General features: G+C 64.0%; 10 protein-coding genes. All 10 read left to right on the top strand.

Annotated features, from left to right (window positions below; genetic code table 11):
- Positions 1-74: 74 nt before the first annotated feature.
- Complete coding sequence (locus tag NHH88_30345; GenBank protein USX13898.1) at positions 75-1,598, top strand: hypothetical protein; 1,524 nt, start codon at positions 75-77, stop codon at positions 1,596-1,598.
- Positions 1,599-2,327: 729 nt separating this feature from the next.
- The gene (locus NHH88_30340) at positions 2,328-3,035 is read left to right on the top strand and encodes a hypothetical protein (protein ID USX13897.1); all 708 of its coding nucleotides are present in this window, start codon (positions 2,328-2,330) and stop codon (positions 3,033-3,035) included.
- Positions 3,036-3,318: 283 nt separating this feature from the next.
- Positions 3,319-5,637, top strand: a complete 2,319-nt coding sequence (locus NHH88_30335) for an NADP-dependent malic enzyme (protein ID USX13896.1) — start codon at positions 3,319-3,321, stop codon at positions 5,635-5,637.
- Between the two features lie 175 nt (positions 5,638-5,812).
- Positions 5,813-6,856, top strand: coding sequence for a GDP-mannose 4,6-dehydratase (gene gmd, locus NHH88_30330; protein ID USX13895.1), 1,044 nt, complete (start codon positions 5,813-5,815; stop codon positions 6,854-6,856).
- A 10-nt stretch (positions 6,857-6,866) separates the two neighbouring features.
- Positions 6,867-7,787: a GDP-mannose 4,6-dehydratase gene (locus tag NHH88_30325; GenBank protein USX13894.1), complete on the top strand. Its 921-nt coding sequence runs from the start codon at positions 6,867-6,869 to the stop codon at positions 7,785-7,787.
- Positions 7,784-8,959, top strand: a complete 1,176-nt coding sequence (locus NHH88_30320) for a glycosyltransferase family 4 protein (GenBank protein USX13893.1) — start codon at positions 7,784-7,786, stop codon at positions 8,957-8,959. The genes NHH88_30325 and NHH88_30320 overlap by 4 nt, the downstream gene beginning before the upstream one ends.
- Positions 8,960-9,002: 43 nt before the next feature.
- Entirely contained in the window at positions 9,003-10,154 is a 1,152-nt protein-coding gene (locus NHH88_30315) for a glycosyltransferase family 4 protein (GenBank protein USX13892.1), read from the top strand.
- Positions 10,155-10,435: 281 nt separating this feature from the next.
- On the top strand, positions 10,436-11,143 hold the full coding sequence (locus NHH88_30310; protein USX13891.1) for a response regulator transcription factor: 708 nt from the start codon (positions 10,436-10,438) through the stop codon (positions 11,141-11,143).
- Positions 11,136-12,566: a HAMP domain-containing histidine kinase gene (locus NHH88_30305; protein ID USX13890.1), complete on the top strand. Its 1,431-nt coding sequence runs from the start codon at positions 11,136-11,138 to the stop codon at positions 12,564-12,566. The genes NHH88_30310 and NHH88_30305 overlap by 8 nt, the downstream gene beginning before the upstream one ends.
- A gap of 108 nt (positions 12,567-12,674) precedes the next feature.
- Positions 12,675-13,895 carry a pyridoxal phosphate-dependent aminotransferase family protein gene (locus tag NHH88_30300; GenBank protein ID USX13889.1) on the top strand — a complete coding sequence of 407 codons (1,221 nt, stop codon included), beginning with the start codon at positions 12,675-12,677 and terminating at the stop codon, positions 13,893-13,895.
- The last annotated feature ends 2 nt before the right edge of the window (positions 13,896-13,897 follow it).

Genomic DNA, 13,897 nt, shown 5'->3' with positions numbered 1-13,897 from the left:
TCTTTCCGCAGCGCGTACTTCCAGTCTGGTGAGGGTAACCAGGAATGAAGTATTGCAACCAGAGGATTCCAACCATGATCTCCCGTTCACTGCGGATTTTTTCGTTACCGGTTTTAATGGGACTGTGTTCCCTGCAAAGCGGTGCGCATGCCGGAAACGGCGACCAAAAGCCCGAGTATGTGTCGGCAGTTGTTAACGTCGACCGGCGGCATGCGGGTCCTCCTTTCGAAGGATGGGGAACCGCGCTGGCCTGGTTTGCCCACGTGTCAGGGAGATTCGCCGAGCCACATCGCACCCAGTTGGCCGATTTGCTCTATGGGCGGGACGGTCTTTCGCTGAATATCGGGCGGTACAATATTGGCGGCGGCAATGCGCCCGAGACGCCTTCGTATTTGCGCCTTGGTGGAGATGTCCCAGGATTCTGGCGCAAGCCGGGCGAGCGATCCGGGATGGATGGGTGGAATCCGGACGCCGAAGATGCCTGGGAATGGTCTGCGGATGCGGGGCAGCGCTGGTGGCTTGATGCGATAAAAGCCCGGGTAACTCCGCATGAATTGATCTTCGAGGCGTTTTCAAACTCCCCGCCATATTTCATGACGCGCAGCGGAAAAGTTTCCGGTAACGTCAATGCGTTGGAGGACAACCTTCTTCCTGGTTTTGAAACCAAATTTTCGAAGTATTTGGCGCGGGTAACAGCGGAGCTTGAGCGACGCCATGGCATTCGTTTTAGGACATTGTCGCCGGTCAATGAGCCCAATACGCCCTATTGGTTTTCCACGAACACACAGGAAGGCGCGCATTGGTCGCCGGAAGCGCAGTCACGAATTTTTATTGCGCTGGCCCAGGTGTTGAACGAATACGGCATGCAGACGGAAATAGCCGGGCCGGACGAAACCAATCCCCAGACTTTTTTTCTAGATTGGGCTGGTTTGTCAGCCGATGCGAAAGCCGTCATCCGGCAAATCAACGTCCATACCTACGAATGGATCGGAAAAAGTGGGGTGAGGGATATTGCGGAAGTTTCTGGAAAACGGTTGTGGATGTCGGAAGCCGATCTATCGCCGAGCAATGTACGTGAAGACGTCAACGACATGCGTCCAGCCATTGCGCTGGCCCAGCAGATAATCACCGACATCAACAGCATGAACCCCAGCGCGTGGGTCCTGTGGCAAGCCATCGAAAATAAGTCTTCTTCCGATCCCAAGAACAGTTCGAACTGGGGATTAATCAAGGCTGACTTTTCGAATCTTGAGCGACCGGAATATCAGGTGACGAAGAAATTCTGGGCGTTTGCGAATTTCACCAAATTCATTAGGCCGGGATATCGGTTCTTAAAATCCGACAACCCGGATGTGCTGGTGGCTGAAAATCCCAAGACCAATGAAGTGGCGATAGTGATGGTCAATCCGGGTATCGTTTCGCGGCGGCTGGACATCCGACTGCCCGACGCCAAACGCGGCAAATTGACCTGCAAAACTTTTATTACGCAGGCAAAGGATAACCTCACGGCGTTGGAACCCGCAGCATGCGGCGCCAGCTTGTCCGTGGATTCGCGCCCCATGTCGGTGGTGACTGTCGTTGCGACGCTCCAAAAATAAGGTGTTGCCTTTCGGTGCGGAGAGAGACGCAGGAGCAATCGACCGCGCCCATCGCCGCCACGTCGGACAGGTTGATGGCCAGGCTTTTGTAGCTGAGCCCATACGCATCCTCCCGGAGAAGAAGTGGCGGTCCTCCACGAGGACTGTGGGGACTTGCACGAAGGTCGCCAAGGCAAGCACCATTTAATTTACGTAGGGCGGATTAGCGTAGCGTAATTCGCCAAGCTCCGTTGCCGACTTAAAACGCTAGCCCGGAATAACAATCTATCCGCATGTTCGAAAACGCTGCCAGCTTCGGTTCTTTGGTTTTGATTTTGATCAAGCCAAGCTTTCAATACATACCGCGAGTCGGGGTCCTTACGGAAATCCAGCAGATCGCATAAAAACTCATCCGCCAAATGGTGCCGCAGTGGATACATCGGTACCATTTTTCCGGCACACTTCCCCCCACTCCGGGAGGAGAGCCGCATCAATACGCGATTGCAGCAATTGCCGCTGACCGTCCCCGATTGCACGCCTTTGCCGGTTCCCGCCGCGTCGCATCCTCAGCGTGGCCGAGCACTACTAAAAAAGCGCAGAAGCAATGTTTGCGATTTCGCCGGTCGTTCAGGACGGCTTAGAGTTAAGGTTTGCCACACGGAAACTGAACGGGCAGTAGTGCACGCGCATGGTGCTCGTATGCGGTGAAACGGAATATTGCTGTTGCACTTAAAGTTAAGGGGAGGGAACATGGAAATGGTCTTTTGTCTAGGCGCCGCCTTGCTGATTTCTGCTTGCGTGATTTACTACGAGAGCAGCAGGAATCGAAGCCGGAAGGAGTTCATCCAAAACTTCATGCCACCGCCGGAATTATTGGGCGTGCTACGTGTCCGTCACCCACATTTATCGACGGCCGACTGCGAAACAGTCGTTCGGGGGCTACGCCAGTTCTTTCTGGCTCACCACGAACGCCGGAGGTATTTTCTAGCGATGCCTTCGCAAGTCGCCGATGATCTCTGGCATGAGATGATCCTGTCCACGCGGCTCTATGAGAATTTCTGTCGTCGCGCATTTGGTAAGACGCTGCACCACACCCCGGCGCACGACGTCGGCGTGGGCCGCAAGACGCAGAAAGGCTTGCGACGCACCTGGAAGCTCGTCTGCGAGCAGGAACGCATCAACCACAAAAAGCCCTCGCGGCTTCCACTGCTGTTCGCCTTGGACGGAACGCTGGAGATCAAGAACGGCTTCGTCTACCTTCCGGATTGTGTCGAAGACATACGGCGGGGCGCCGCGCGGGGCGCAGGCGGCACAACAGCCGTTTATTGTGCCGCCGATCTGGGACCCGATTCCGTCACAGCGGAAGATTGGAGCGGCAACGATTGCGGCGGTGGGGTCGACTGTGGTGCCGGTTGCGGGGGCGGGTGCGGTGGTGGGTGTGGCGGAGGGGGCGACTGAGCGGCTACGACCTTTTTTTAGTCGGGGGCGGTCAATATTGACAATCTCAATCAACAATCCTGCATCAATAGCTAAACTAAATTGTTATTCAAATGTGATTATGTTGAAGCTATTGATAGCCTAAAGCCGCTAAAAACGCCGAAAATTCGGTCAATTGCCCCCGGGAACGATAACTTATGCCAATAACCGTTATCACCGTTGGTGAAAATACCTACTTAAATGAAAGAATTGGTCTGATAAAATCGTAGGCTTTCCGACCGCACAAACAGGAAGGCAGCACAGCATGGATTCGTCATCTGAGAAAAAAGAAGAAATTCGTCAACAATTGCGCGTCGCAGCGCTCGAGTACCACGAGTTCCCGACCCCAGGCAAAATCAGCGTTACGCCGACCAAGCAACTGACCAACCAGCGCGATCTGGCGCTTGCCTACTCCCCGGGCGTGGCCGCCCCGTGCGAAGAAATCGTTATCGACCCGGCCGCCGCCTATAAATATACCGCGCGCGGCAACCTGGTGGCCGTCATCACCAACGGCACCGCCGTGCTGGGACTGGGCAACATCGGCCCGCTGGCCGCCAAGCCTGTCATGGAAGGCAAGGGCGTGCTGTTCAAGAAGTTCGCCGGCATCGACGTCTTCGACATCGAAATTAACGAGCTCGACCCGGACAAGCTGGTCGACATCATCGCCTCGCTCGAGCCGACCTTCGGCGGCGTCAACCTGGAAGACATCAAGGCGCCCGAGTGCTTCTACATCGAGCGCCAGCTGCGCGAGCGCATGAAGATCCCGGTCTTCCACGACGACCAGCACGGCACCGCCATCATCGTCGGCGCGGCCATCATGAACGGCATCCAGTACGTCGGCAAAGATATTAAAAACTGCAAACTGGTGGTCTCCGGCGCCGGCGCGGCCGCGCTGGCCTGCCTGGACCTGATCGTCGATCTCGGCTTCCCGCTGGAGAACATCTACGTCACCGACCTGGCCGGCGTGGTCTACAAGGGCCGCACCGAGCTGATGGACCCGGACAAGGAACGCTTCGCGCGCGACACCTCGGCCCGCACCTTGGCCGAAGTGATCCCCGACGCCGACATCTTCCTCGGACTGTCGGCCGGCGGCGTGCTGAAACAGGACATGGTCAAGGCCATGGCCTCGAACCCGCTGATCCTGGCGCTGGCCAATCCGAATCCGGAGATCCTGCCGGACGACGTCAAGGCCGTGCGCGGCGACGCCATCATCTGCACCGGCCGTTCGGACTATCCGAACCAGGTCAACAACGTGCTGTGCTTCCCTTACATCTTCCGCGGCGCCCTCGATTGCGGCGCCACCACCATCACGCGCGAGATGGAGATCGCCGTCGTCCACGCGATCGCCGAACTGGCGCACGCCGAGCAGTCCGACATCGTCGCCACCACCTACGGCTTCACCAACCTGTCGTTCGGTCCCGAGTACCTGATCCCGATGCCGTTCGATCCGCGCCTGCTGATCAAGATCGCGCCGGCCGTGGCCAAGGCGGCCGAGGAGTCGGGCGTCGCCACCCGTCCGATCAAGGACCTGCAAGCGTACGCGGACAGCCTGCAGCAATTCGTCTACCGCAGTGGCACCTTCATGAAGCCGTTGTTCCAGGTCGCGAAGAGCACCGCCGCCGAACTCAAACGCATCGTCTACGCCGAGGGCGAAGAAGAGCGCGTGCTGCGCGCGGTGCAGGTCATCGTCGATGAAAAACTGGCGCGCCCGATCCTGGTCGGCCGTCCGGCCGTGCTGGAGACGCGCATCGCCAAGTTCGGCCTGCGCCTGAAGCACGGCGTCGATTTTGACGTCATCAACCCTGACCACGACGACCGCTATCGCGACTACTGGCAGACCTACTACGACATGACCAGCCGCAAGGGCGTGACGCAGGAATACGCCAAGCTGGAAATGCGCCGCCGCCACACCCTGATCGGCGCCATGATGATCAAGAAGGGCGACGCCGACGGCATGATCTGCGGCACCTTCGGCACCACCCAGCTGCACCTGCACTACATCGACCAGGTGCTGGGCAAGCGCGAAGGCGCCTGCGTCTACGCGGCGATGAACGTGTTGATCATGCCGGAGCGCCAGCTCGTCATGGTCGACACCCACGTTAACGAGAACCCGACGGCCAACGAGCTGGCGGCCATCACCGTCATGGCGGCCGAGGAGATGCGTCGTTTCGGCCTGTCGCCGCGCGCCGCGCTGCTGTCGCACTCGAACTTCGGCTCGTCCAACAGCGAGTCGGCGCAGAAGATGCGCGCCGCGCTGGCGCTGGTCAAGAAGCTCGATCCAACCCTGGAGATCGACGGCGAGATGCACGGCGACACCGCGCTCGACTCGAAACTGCGCCACGCCATCATGCCGGAATCGACCCTGACCGGCGACGCCAACCTGCTGGTGGCGCCGAACATGGACTCGGCCAACATCGCCTACAACCTGGTCAAGACGGCGGCCGGCAACGGCATCGCGGTCGGCCCGATCCTGCTCGGCTGCGCCCAGGCGGTGCACATCCTGACGCCGTCGGCGACGGTGCGCCGCATCGTCAACATGACCGCGCTGTGCGTGGTCGACTCGGTGGCACAGCGCAAGGTCTAAACCGCGCTGCGCACAAGCCGGCCGCACGCCTCCCGGGGCGCGGCCGGTTTTTTTATGGCGCGGGGCCTGTAACCGGATGTAATTTATGTAATGTTCGCTTCCGCCGCGAGCCGCGAGATGTGACGACCCTGTTACAATAACCGCCTATTTTTACTTATATTTGTAGCCACACACCATGACGACAACAAAAAAAGCTCTGATCACAGGCATCACCGGTCAAGACGGCGCCTATCTGGCCGAACTGCTGCTGGAAAAGGGCTATCAGGTCACCGGTACCTATCGTCGTACCAGCTCGGTGAATTTCTGGCGTATCGAAGAGCTTGGCATCCAGTCGCATCCGAATCTGAACCTGGTCGAGTACGACCTGACCGACCTGGCGTCGAGCATCCGCCTGATGCAGACGGTGCAGCCGGATGAGGTGTACAACCTGGCCGCCCAGAGTTTCGTCGGCGTGTCGTTCGACCAGCCGCTGACCACCGCCGAGATCACCGGCGTCGGCCCGGTCCACCTGCTCGAGGCGATCCGCATCGTCAATCCGAAGATCCGCTTCTATCAGGCGTCGACCTCGGAAATGTTCGGCAAGGTGCAGGCCGTGCCGCAAAAAGAAGACACCCCGTTTTATCCGCGCAGCCCGTACGGTGTGGCCAAGCTGTACGCCCATTGGATGACGGTGAACTACCGCGAGTCGTATGGCATCTTCGGCTCGTCGGGCATCCTGTTCAACCACGAGTCGCCGCTGCGCGGGCGTGAATTCGTCACCCGCAAGATCACCGATTCCGTGGCCAAGATCCATCTGGGCCAGCTCGAGGTGCTTGAGCTGGGCAATATGGACGCCAAGCGCGATTGGGGCTACGCCAAGGAGTACGTCGAAGGCATGTGGCGCATCCTGCAGGCCGACGAGCCGGACACCTATGTGCTGGCCACCAACCGCACCGAGACCGTGCGCGACTTCGTCAGCATGGCCTTCAAGGCGGTCGACGTGGCCATCGAGTGGAGCGGCGCGGCCGACAACGAGATCGGCACCTGCAAAAAGACCGGCAAGGTGCTGGTGCGCGTCAATCCGAAGTTCTACCGTCCGGCCGAAGTCGAGCTGCTGATCGGCGACCCGGCCAAGGCCACCGAAAAACTGGGCTGGACGCCCAAGACCACGCTCGAAGAGCTGTGCCAGATGATGGTCGACGCCGACCTGCGTCGCAACAAAGCCGGCTTCTCCTTCTAAGGCGGACGCGGTGACGGCGGCGTTGGAGGGCAGCGAGGGCACGGGCAAGCGGGCGTTGATCACCGGCCTGTCCGGCTTCACCGGCTTGTATGTCGAGCAGGAGCTGCGCGCGGCCGGCTATCAAGTCTTCGGCACCATTTCCCCGGACGGCACGCCGGCCGAGGGGCGCTACCCGGTCGACCTGAACGACCGCGCCGGCCTGGCCGCCGTGGTGCAGGAGGTGCGGCCGGACGTGGTGGCGCACCTGGCCGCCATCGCCTTCGTCGGCCACGGCGACGTCGAACAAATCTACCGCGTCAACGTCGCCGGCACCCGCAACCTGCTCGAGGCGCTGGCCGGCCTGGATAAAAAACCGTCGGCCGTGCTGCTGGCGTCGAGCGCCAACATCTACGGCAACACCGACGTCGGCGTGATCGGCGAGGACGTCCCGGCGGCGCCGGCCAACGATTACGCCGTCAGCAAGCTGGCGATGGAATACATGGCGCGCCTGTGGCAGGACAAGCTGCCGCTGATCGTGGTGCGGCCTTTCAACTACACCGGCGTGGGCCAGCACGAGAACTTCCTGCTGCCGAAAATCGTCTCGCACTTCCGCCGCAAGGCCGCCGACATCGAGCTGGGCAACCTGCACGTGTGGCGCGACTTCTCCGACGTGCGCATGGTGGCGCGCAGCTACCGCCGCCTGCTGGCCGCGCCGGCCGCCGCCGGCCAGGCGTTCAACATCTGCTCGGGCCACGCCTATTCGCTCGGCGAGGCGCTCGACATGATGGCCGACATCGCCGGCTACAAGATCAACGTCCACGTCAATCCCGCCTTCGTGCGCGCCAACGAAGTGGTGCGGCTGGTCGGCGACAACAGCCGCCTGGCCGCCGTCACCGGTCCGGTTGCCACCGTGCCGCTGGCCGACACGCTGCGCTGGATGTACCAGGCTTGAGCGCCGTGGGCGCCACGCCCCGGCTGCGCGTCGGCCTGTCCACCACCACCGTCGAACCGGTGCTCACCGGCGGCCGCCTGGACGGCATCGGCGTCTACAGCCGCGCCTTGCTCGAGCACCTGCCCGGCGCCGGCTGCGAGGTGCTGCCGTTCAGCTTTGCTCCGCCCGGCGACGCCGGCCGCCTGACGGTGGGCCGCGCGCTGCCGCTGTCGTTTCCGCTGGCGACCCTGGGCGACCTGGTCCTGCCGGCCAGCGTGCACCTGCACGCGAGCCGCGTGATGGGCAAGGACGCGCCGCCGCTGGACCTGTTCCACGCCACCGACTACCGCATCGTGCGCATGGACTGCCCGGTCGTGGCGACCCTGCACGACGCGCTGCCGATTTCCCATCCCGAGTGGTGCAGCCCGAAGATGCGGCGCCTGAAGAACTGGCTGCAGGCCAAGGCCGCCCGCAAGGCGCAGCATGTGATCACCGGCTCGCGCTATTCGATCCGGGAACTGGTCGAGTGCTTCGGCGTCGACGAGCGCCGCATCAGCGTGGTGCACCACGGCGTCGGCGCCGAATGGTTCGACGCCCCGGCGGCCGAAGCGCGCGACGCGACCCTGGCGCAGTACAAGCTGCAGGCCGGCTACTTCCTGTTCGTCGGCACGCTGCAGCCGCGTAAAAACATCGCGCGCCTGCTGGAGGCCTATCTGGCGCTGCCGCCGGTGCTGCGTTCTGCGCGCCAGCTGGTCATCGTCGGCGCGCCGGGCTGGCGCAGCGAGGAGCTGGTCAACCGCGTCAAGGCGGCGCAGCAGCGCGGCGAGAACGTCGTCTGGCTCGACAAGCTGACCGACCATGGCCAGTTGCGCCACCTGTACGCGGGCGCCGGCGCCTTCGTCTTCCCGTCGCTGTACGAGGGTTTCGGCCTGCCGGTGGTCGAGGCCTTCGCCAGCGGGATTCCGGTGGCCACCTCCAACGCCACCTCGATGCCGGAAGTGGCGCAGGGCGCCGCGCTCGAATTCGATCCGCTGTCGGTGCCGGAGATGACCGCCGCCATGACGTCTATCGCGCGCGACGACGCGCTGCGCCAGCGCCTGGTCGCCGCCGGCCGGCGCCGCGCGCTCGAACTGACCTGGGACGAGGCGGCCCGCCGCACCGCCGCCGTGTATCATGACGTCCTGTCACACTAACGCCACATAACCCCGGCTGCGCCGAGCAGCCCGACCACCAGCCATGCGCGTCCTTCATTTCTACAAGACCTACTACCCCGACACCTGGGGCGGAATCGAGCAAGTCATCCGCCAGATGTGCGTGGGGACCGGCCGCCTCGGCGTGACCAACGAAGTGCTGACCCTGACCCGCGACAGCGGCCCGGCGCAGATCGAGTTCGAGGGCCATACCGTGCACCGCGTGCGCATGGACTTCGAGATCGCCTCGACCGGCTTTTCGTTCGCGGCGATCCGCGCGCTGGCGCGCCTGGCGCGCAAGGCCGACGTGATCCACTACCATTTTCCGTGGCCGTTCATGGACATCGCCCACTTCATGGCGCGCATCAACAAGCCGAGCGTGGTGACCTACCACTCGGACATCGTGCGGCAGAAGAACCTGCTGCGCGTCTATAGCCCGCTCAAGCGCCGCTTTCTGCGCAGCGTCGACACCATCATCGCCACCTCGCCCAACTACCTTGCCTCGTCGCCGGTGCTCAAGCGCTTCGAACACAAGACCCGCACCATCACCTACGGCCTCGATAAAAGCATCTATCCGCAGCCGTCGGCGGCGGTGATGGACAAGTGGCGCGAGCGCTGCGGCGGGCGCTTCTTCCTGTTCGTCGGCGTGCTGCGCTACTACAAGGGCCTGCACATCCTGCTCGACGCCATGGCCAACATCGATTATCCGGTGGTGATCGTCGGCGCCGGGCCGATCGAGCAGGAGCTCAAGGAGCACGCCGCCCGCCTGGGGCTGACCCACGTGACCTTCGTCGGCGCGGTGGAGGAGGAGGACAAGATCGCGCTGCTGCGCCTGTGCTACGCGATGGTGTTCCCGTCGCACCTGCGCTCGGAGGCGTTCGGCATCTCGCTGCTGGAGGGCGCGATGTTCGGCAAGCCGATGATCTCGAGCGAGATCGGCACCGGCACCACCTACATCAACATCGACAACGAGACCGGGCTGGTGGTGCCGCCCAACGACCCGCAGGCCTTCAGCGGCGCCATGCGCCTGCTGTGGGAGCAGCCGGAGCGCGCCGCCGAGATGGGCCGCCGCGCCGAGGCGCGCTACTGGGAGCTGTTCACCGCCGAGCGCATGGCCGAGAACTACCACGCGCTGTACCGCGAGTTGTCGGCGCGCCACGGCGGCAAGCGCCCGGCCCCGCGCGACCGCGCTGTTTGATCTGGCGCAAGTCTTTTAGGGAGGCCGGCGGCTATCATGGTCACCGAACTCCGCGCCCTGCCGACGGTCCTCATTGATGGCGCTACCAAGATGGTGCCACCCCCTGTGCGACGCAACGACGTCGTCCGGGCGGGAGTTCACCACTCCAGAAAAACAGCACACACACGTAGGGCGGATCAGGCGGCACGCCGTAATCGGCCACGAGCCGCCGACGGCGCCCCAAGCCGCGTACTCCGCAAGCGGGTAGAATACCGCCATCGCCCCAAATGATGGAGAACCGCGTGCGCTGCCTGGTCATCGAAGATGAAGTAGAAACCTCGAACTACATCTGCAAGGGCCTGCGCGAAGCGGGCTATCTGGTCACCGCCTGCGCGACCGGTCCGGACGGACTCGATTACGCCACCGGAGAGCAGTGGGACCTGATCATCCTCGACCGCATGCTGCCGGGCCGCATCGACGGCCTGTCCATCGTCGACAAGCTGCGCGCGCTGGGCAAGCAGACCCCCGTCATCATCGTCAGCGCGCTGACCACCATCGACGCCCGCGTGACGGGCCTGCGCGGCGGCGCCGACGACTACCTGTCCAAGCCCTTCGCCTTCTCCGAGCTGCTGGCGCGCGTCGAGGCGCTGCTGCGGCGCAGCGCCCCCGGCGCCGACAGCACCCAGCTGCAGGTGGCCGACCTGACCCTGGACCTGCGCACCATGCGCGTCACGCGCGGCCCCAAGGTCATCACCCTGCAGCCGCGCGAGTACCGGCTGCTCGAGTACCTGATGCGCAACGAGAACCAGGTCGTCACGCGCACCATGCTGCTCGAATCGGTGTGGGACTACCACTTCGACCCGCAGACCAATGTGATCGACGTCCAGATCAGCCGCCTGCGCGCCAAGGTGGACAAGGATTTCCCCGTCATGCTGATCCACACCTTGCGCGGCGTCGGCTACCGCATGGGCGCCGGCGCGGCCGGCGACACGGGGCAGGCGCTTGGCTGATTCGTCCAACCGCGTCGGCGGGTTCCCGGTCAAGCGGCCTTTCGGCCCGCTTGGGCGGGCGTCGATCGCCGCCAAGCTGGCACTGGGCTACGGCCTGCTGGGTACCTTCTCGATCGTGGTGGTGTCGGCGGTGTTCTACACCGGCACCATCGGTGTGCTCGACGATAACCTCGACGGCAAGATCGTCATGCAATCCGAGCGCCTGCTCGAACACGCGGGCTTCCCCGGCCACGGCTCGCTGGTGGAAGAGGTGCGGCGCCAGCTGGCCGACGGCATCGACACCGACCGCGAGATTTTCCAGCTCCTCACCAGCGACGGCGCGCCCGCAGCCGGCAACCTCGACGCCGTGCCGGCCGGCGTCGCCACCGCGCCTGGGCGGCGGCGCGCGGCGGCCATGTTCACCACCGTCGTCAAGCGCAATGGCCATGACCGGCCGGCGCGCCTGTACCTGCGGCCCATGGGCGACGGCGGCCTGCTGATCGTCGGGCGCGACCTGAGCGAGCAGCACGCGGTGCGCGAAGTGATCTGGCGCGCGCTGCTGGCCGGCGCCGGCGTGTCGCTGTTGCTGACGGTGGGCGGCGCGCTGCTGTTCCGCCGTGGCATAGAGGGGAGGCTGGGCGAGATTCGCCGCACCGCCGCGCAGATCGAGGCGGGCAACCTCAGTCACCGCATCCCCGTCTCCGGCGGCGACGAATTCGCGCTGCTCAACCGCGACATCAACCGCATGCTCGACCGCATCGAGCTGCTGATGGAGGGCATCCGCCACGTCTCCGACGCCATCGCCCACGACCTGCGCACGCCGCTCAGCCGCATCCGCGGGCGGCTCGACGACGCGCTGCGCCACGAGATGACGGTGCCGCGCCTGTCCGGCGCCGCCCATGACGCCATCGACGACATCGACGATCTGATACGCCTGTTCGAACGCCTGCTGCAGATCGCCGAGGCGGAATCGGGCATGCGCGCGCGCCTGTTCGAGCGGCTCGACCTGGGGCGGGTGGTGGCCGACATCGGCGAGATGTACGAGGCCATCGCCGAGGATGGCGGCATCGCGCTGACGGTCGACGCGCCGGCCTCGCTGTACGTCGACGGCGACCGCAACCTGCTGGCCAGCGCCGTCGCCAGCCTGCTCGACAACGCCATCAAGTACGCCGGGCCGGGCGCCGCCATCCGCGTGCGCGCCGGCCTTCACCACGGCCAGGCCTCGATCGCCATCCACGACAATGGCCCCGGCATCCCGGAGGCGGAACGCGGCAACGTGACGCAGCGCTTTTATCGCCTCGACAAGAGCCGCCATTTGCCCGGCAACGGCCTGGGATTGTCCATCGTCAGCGCCACCGCCACCTCGCACGGCGGCTCGCTGGCGCTGGAGGACGGCGCGCCCGGCCTGGTCGCGCGCATCCTGCTGCCGCTGGCGCCGGGTTGAAGGCGGGGGGGCGCGGCGTCAAGCTATCCTACCTGTAATGTGACCGCAAGCTTGCGGAGAGGCGCGCGCTCCTATCATGGATATACGCTCACTCGACTCTCCAAGACCATGCACGATTTAAGCGACATCGCCCACTGGCTGCAACACCACCCGATCCACCACGACTCGCTGGTGCACAGCACCTTGCCCGATCCGACCTTCGTCACGCGCGGCGAGACCGTGGTCTCCTTCAGCACCAACAACTACCTGGCGCTGGCCAACCATCCGCGCCTGGTGGCGGCGGCCAAGCAGGGCCTGGACCGCTACGGCGTCGGCAACTGCGAATCGCGCCTCTTGGGCGGCGACCTGGAAGTGTACCGCGAGCTGGAACGGCGCCTGGGGGCGCTCAAGCACAAGGGCGACGCGGTGCTGTTCGTGACCGGCTACATGACCAACATCGGCGTGCTGTCGTCGATCGTCAAGGCGGCCACGCTGGCGCGGCTGCACGGCTTCCGCACCAAGAAGCGCCACAAGTACGCCTACTACTCGGACGAGTTCAATCACATCAGCATCCGCGAAGGCATCCAGATGTCGGGCGCGCTGCGCTACAACTACCGCCACTGCGACATGAACCACCTGGAGGCGCTGCTGAAGGCCGGCGCCGAGGAGGGCACCACGCCGCTGATCGTCAGCGACGGCGTGTTCAGCATGGAGGGCACGATCGCGCCGCTGCCGGACCTGGTGGCGTTGGCCGAGCGCTATGGCGCGCTGCTGTACATCGACGACGCCCACGCCACCGGCATCCTGGGCGCCAACGGCGGCGGTACCTCCGAGCATTTCAACTGCTACAGCGAGAACATCATGCAGATGGGGACCCTGAGCAAGGCGCTCGGTTCGATCGGCGGCTTCGTCGCCGTCGAACCGGACGTCGCCGACGTGATCCGCCTGACCAGTTCCGCCTACGGCTTCACCTGCCCGCCGCCGCCGGACCAGGCGGCCGCGCTGCTGGCGGCCCTGGATTTACTGGAAGAGGAGCCGCAGCGCCGCCAGCGCCTGTGGGACAACCAGCGCTATTTCATCGAGAAGATGGCGCCGCTGGGCTACACCATCATCTCGACGCAGACACCGATCCTGCCGGTCTTGATCGGCGACGCCGAGACCTGCCAGCGCTACGCCATCGAGCTGCGGCGCGAGGGCATCCATGTCGACGCGATCCAGTTCCCGGCCGCGCCGGTGGGCCAGGCGCGCCTGCGCTTCATGATGAACGCCGGCCATACCAAGGCGCAGATCGACCACGTGGTCGGCGTGATGGCGCGCATGGCGGGACGCGCGTTGCGCATGGTGGCCTGAGG

It is taken from the genome of Oxalobacteraceae bacterium OTU3CAMAD1 (genome assembly GCA_024123915.1).
Lineage (GTDB): Bacteria > Pseudomonadota > Gammaproteobacteria > Burkholderiales > Burkholderiaceae_D > Rugamonas.
This window is presented reverse-complemented; position numbering and strand designations above follow the sequence as displayed.